4 protein-coding genes and 1 pseudogene are annotated in these 3,682 nt (G+C 70.0%); 2 read left to right on the forward strand and 3 right to left on the reverse strand.

Annotated features, from left to right (window positions below; translation table 11 throughout):
• The 3 genes and pseudogenes from ACFW0G_RS45365 to ACFW0G_RS45375 form a co-directional block, all read right to left on the reverse strand.
• Positions 1 to 350 (reverse strand): annotated as a pseudogene (locus ACFW0G_RS45365) (lipoyl synthase); the annotation flags it as partial.
• A 37-nt stretch (positions 351 to 387) separates the two neighbouring features.
• On the reverse strand, positions 388 to 1,353 hold the full coding sequence (locus ACFW0G_RS45370) for an oxidoreductase (RefSeq protein WP_378331803.1): 966 nt from the start codon (positions 1,351 to 1,353) through the stop codon (positions 388 to 390).
• A 27-nt stretch (positions 1,354 to 1,380) separates the two neighbouring features.
• Positions 1,381 to 1,911 carry a hypothetical protein gene (locus ACFW0G_RS45375; RefSeq protein ID WP_378331804.1) on the reverse strand — a complete coding sequence of 177 codons (531 nt, stop codon included), beginning with the start codon at positions 1,909 to 1,911 and terminating at the stop codon, positions 1,381 to 1,383.
• Between the two features lie 132 nt (positions 1,912 to 2,043).
• Between ACFW0G_RS45375 and ACFW0G_RS45380 the strand changes: the two genes are divergently transcribed.
• Both ACFW0G_RS45380 and ACFW0G_RS45385 read left to right on the forward strand, forming a co-directional pair.
• Positions 2,044 to 2,673 carry a TetR/AcrR family transcriptional regulator gene (locus tag ACFW0G_RS45380; protein ID WP_378331805.1) on the forward strand — a complete coding sequence of 210 codons (630 nt, stop codon included), beginning with the start codon at positions 2,044 to 2,046 and terminating at the stop codon, positions 2,671 to 2,673.
• A 24-nt stretch (positions 2,674 to 2,697) separates the two neighbouring features.
• Positions 2,698 to 3,633, forward strand: coding sequence for an LLM class F420-dependent oxidoreductase (locus ACFW0G_RS45385; protein WP_378331806.1), 936 nt, complete (start codon positions 2,698 to 2,700; stop codon positions 3,631 to 3,633).
• Positions 3,634 to 3,682: the final 49 nt, after the last annotated feature.

Here is a 3,682-nt window from a genome sequence, read left to right on the forward strand (position 1 = left end):
TAGCGCAGCCCCATCGCCTGCACCGACTCCGCGACCTTGCGCGGCTCGGTGCGATCCAGCTCCGCAGGCCTGCCCGTGTCGATCTGACAGAAATCACAGCGACGGGTGCACTGATCCCCACCGATCAGGAACGTGGCCTCACGGTCTTCCCAGCACTCGTAGATGTTGGGACACCCGGCCTCTTCACAGACCGTGTGCAGACCCTCACGACGGACAAGACCCTTGAGTTCAGTGAACTCCGGCCCCATCTTCGCCCGCGTCTTGATCCACGAAGGCTTCTTCTCGATCGGCGTCTGGCTATTGCGGACCTCCAGCCGCAACAGCTTCCGACCCTCCGGCGCAGCACTCACAAAAGCCACCCTACGCCCGCTTCCGGAGCGGTATCGATCACGCGGGGTCGGGGGTGACGCCGGTCAACTTCGCGGTCAGATCCCACAGCGCGCGGCCGGTCGCGGCGTCGCGCGCGGACGCGAGCGTGCGCACCTTGGCGGGGTAGCCCCGCAGACCGCCGATGCCGCTCGGGCCGATGTAGTCGCCGCCTTCGACACCCGGCGCGGTCGCCGCGTACAGCTGCGGCAGCGTGCCCTGCTCGGGCCGCATCGCGAAGAGCGTTTCACCGATCCTGTTGACGGCGAGGATGCCCCGGCTCAGCAGCGGGTTCCCGTAGGAACGGGCCATCCCGGCGCCCAGCCCGGTCCCCACGTAACCGGGGTGCGCGGCGACGCTGATGACGGATTCGCCCGCGGCACGCAGGCGCCGGTCGAGTTCGATCGCGAAGACCTGGTTGGCCAGCTTCGACTGCGCGTAGGCGACGCCGGGGTTGTACCGGCGGTGCTCGAAGTTCGGGTCGGTCATGCTCAGCCCGCCGCCGGTCGCGGCGACGCTCGACAGAGTGACGACGCGGGCGTTCTCGCCACCGCGCAGCGCGGGCAGCAGCAGCCAGGTCAGTGCCGCGTGCCCGAGGTGGTTGGTGCCGAACTGGGTTTCGAACCCGTCGGCGGTCTTGCCGCGCGCGGTGGCCATCAGGCCGGCGTTGTTCACCAGGACGTCCAGCGCGTCGCCGGTCAGCTCGCGTACCGACGCCGCCGCGGCGCGCACGGACGCGAGGTCGGCGAGGTCGAGCGAAACCAGCTCGGGTGCCGCGCCGGTGGCTGCCCGGCGGACGAGTTCGAGCGCCCGCGCGCCGCGCTCGGGGGAGCGGCAGGCGAGCAGGACGCGGGCGCCTTTGCCCGCGAGCACGTCGGCGGTGCGGCGGCCGAGACCCGAGTTCGCGCCGGTGACCAGCACGGTCCGCCCGGTCTGATCGGGGATGTCCGTCTCGGTCCAGCGACCGCTGTTCGTGCGCTCCGCCATGGCGTTACCTAACTACATTCCGGCCGCTCACGCACTCGGCGCGAGCAGGCGCAGCAGGTGGCCCATCGGGCTGCGGCGGCGGGCCGGGCGAGCGTCCGGGCCGTTGCGCAGCAGCGCGTCGAAGGTGTAACCCACCTTGGTGATTTCGTCGGCGGGTTCGCCGTACTCGGCGAGCCCGGCGGTGATCGCCAGCATGCGCAGCTCGCCCTCGTGCAAGGGCGTGAGCGCCGGGTGGCGATCGAGGTTGGCGTCGAGGACGGCACGCAACGTCGCGTGTTCGGACGTCGCGCGCTTCCACGCGCGGGTGACGGCGTCGACCTGGTCGAGGACCTGGCCCGCGGCCGCGTCCTCGGGATCGGCCAGCTCGGCGCGCAGATAACCGCCGAGCAGCTGAGTCCACTTGTGGTGCAGGGCCAGCAGGAGGTCTTCCTCGCTGCTGAAGGACTCGGCCGCGCCGGGGATCTCGGCGAGTGACAGCGGGCGCTCGGGGTCGTTCCCGGCCTGCCGGAGTGCGGCTTCGAGGGTATCTCGCCGACGGTAGAAGTCGGTCCAGCTCATGATGTGGCTCCCCTTCCGTGACCTGGTTCATACTGCAGGTTTGCTGCATACTCCTGGTACGGACCTGACTGGCCCAACATACCATGGGTACGGCGAGAGTCCCTGGGGCGTAAGGTTGTGAGGGTGGCGACAATGAGGTCCAGAAGGCTCGACTATTCCGAGTCGACCCGGTCCGCGCTGGTGGACGGCGCGGTGGAATTGTTCACCAAGCGTGGCTACGCGGGTACCTCGCTCGACGAGATCGCGAAACGTGCCCGCGTCACCAAAGGCGCGCTGTATCACCATTTCAGCGGTAAACAGGCGTTGTTCGAGGCGGCTTTCGAAGCGGTCGAGAGCCTCGTCTACGACCGTCTCGACAAGATCGTGAACGGGCCAGGCTCGCCGTGGGACCGGGCGCGTGGCGGGCTCAACGCGTTCATCAAGAGCTGCCTCGACCCGGCGTACCAGCGGATCGCGATCCACGAGGCGCCGGTGGTGATGGGCTGGGAACGCTGGCGCGAGGCCGAGGAACGGTGCAGCTTCGGGCTGGTCCGTGCCGCGATCCAGGCACTCATCGAGGCGGGCGAGATCGCCGCGGTCCCGGTCGACATCACCGCGCGGCTGCTGTTCGGCGCGCTGTCCAGCGCGGCGACGGAGATCGCGGGCTCGGCGGACCCGAAGAAGGTCGGCGCCGAGATCGAAAGCGTCATCGTCCGGCTGCTGGAGCGGCTGCGGGAGACGTCGGCGGCGAGTCCCACCGGCGAGGAGCAGGCGGCGAGCTGACCGGTCGCTCTATAGGCTGACGTCGTGGACTTGAGGATCTTCACCGAGCCCCAGCAAGGGGCCAGCTACGACGACCTGCTGCGGGTGGCCAAGGCGACCGAGGCCGCCGGCTACGACGCGTTCTTCCGCAGCGACCACTACCTGAAGATGGGCGGCGCCGACGGGCTTCCCGGCCCCACCGACGCCTGGATCACCCTCGCCGGGCTGGCGCGGGAGACCAGCCGCATCCGCCTCGGCACCCTCGTCACCGCCGCCACCTTCCGGCACCCGTCGGTGCTGGCGATCACGGTGGCGCAGGTCGACCAGATGTCCGGCGGCCGCGTCGAATTCGGTCTCGGCTCCGGCTGGTACGACGACGAGCACACCACGCTGGGGCTCGACCTGCCCCCGCTCAAGGAGCGGTTCGACCGCTACGCCGAGCAGCTCGCGATCGTCACCGGGTACTGGAAGACGCCGGTGGGGGAGACGTTCTCCTTCGATGGCGAGCACTACAAGCTCGCCGAGGCGCCCGCGCTGCCCAAGCCGGTGCAGCAGCCCGCGCCGCCGGTGATCATCGGCGGTGGCGGCAAGAAGCGCACTCCGGCACTGGCCGCGCAGTACGCCGACGAGTTCAACCTGCCGTTCGTCGACACCGACACGGCCGCCGCGCAGTTCGCGCGCGTGGCCGCGGCGGCCGAGGAGATCGGGCGCGACCCGAAGGAGATCCTGCGCTCGTCGGCGCTGGTGATCGCGGTCGGCCGGGACGAGGCCGAGGTGAAGCGCCGCGCCGACGTCATCGGCCGCGACGTCGCCGAGCTGCGGCAGAACGGTCTCGCCGGGACGCCGGCGGAGGTCGTCGAGAAGATCGGCCAGTGGCGCGAGAAGACCGGGATCACCCGGCTCTACCTGCAGCTGCTGGACCTGTCCGATCTGGACCAGATCGACCTCATCGCGTCCGAAGTCGCCCCGCAGCTGGACTGACGTGGTCATGCCGTTAAGGCCACCTTACGGGCGTCCGGCGCCCGTAAGG

Source organism: Amycolatopsis sp. NPDC058986 (genome assembly GCF_042741125.1).
In the GTDB taxonomy this organism is placed as follows: Bacteria; Actinomycetota; Actinomycetes; order Mycobacteriales; family Pseudonocardiaceae; genus Amycolatopsis.

Bases quoted from the DNA above. Each gene is read 5' to 3' on its own strand.
- ACFW0G_RS45370 (WP_378331803.1), bottom strand. From the start codon at position 1,353: ATGGCGGAGCGCACGAACAGCGGTCGCTGGACCGAGACGGACATCCCC.
- ACFW0G_RS45375 (WP_378331804.1), bottom strand. From the start codon at position 1,911: ATGAGCTGGACCGACTTCTACCGTCGGCGAGATACCCTCGAAGCCGCA.
- ACFW0G_RS45380 (WP_378331805.1), top strand. From the start codon at position 2,044: ATGAGGTCCAGAAGGCTCGACTATTCCGAGTCGACCCGGTCCGCGCTG.